At 59.5% G+C, this 328-nt stretch carries 1 protein-coding gene; it reads left to right on the top strand.

Features of this window, described 5'->3' with window-relative positions; all coding sequences use genetic code 11:
- Window positions 1–13: 13 nt before the first annotated feature.
- Window positions 14–328 (top strand): acyl-CoA dehydrogenase family protein (locus P0G09_RS16575; protein ID WP_275253209.1); only part of this gene is annotated, 315 nt, incomplete at its 3' end.

Genomic DNA, 328 nt, shown 5'->3' with positions numbered 1-328 from the left:
AGGAGGTACCCGTATGCTGTTTCAAACCACGTCGGCGCACGAAGAGCTGCGCGCGAAGATCCGGAGTTTTGCGGAGGATGAGATCAAGCCCCTCGCATTTTTAATGGATCAGAACAATGAGTTTCCCGAGGAGGCTGTCAAGAAGCTGGGTAAGCTGGGCTGGATGGGCATTCCCTACCCCAAGGAGTACGGTGGTGCCGGTATTGATGCTCTGAGCTACGCCATCGCGGTGGAGGAGCTAGCCCGTGTGGACGGCGGCACGGGCGTAATCCTCTCCGCCCACGTCTCCCTCGGCTCATGGCCCATTGTCGCCTATGGCACCGAGGAG

The organism is Faecalibacterium sp. DFI.5.82 (assembly GCF_029076575.1).
Lineage (GTDB): Bacteria > Bacillota > Clostridia > Oscillospirales > Ruminococcaceae > Faecalibacterium > Faecalibacterium duncaniae.
This window is presented reverse-complemented; position numbering and strand designations above follow the sequence as displayed.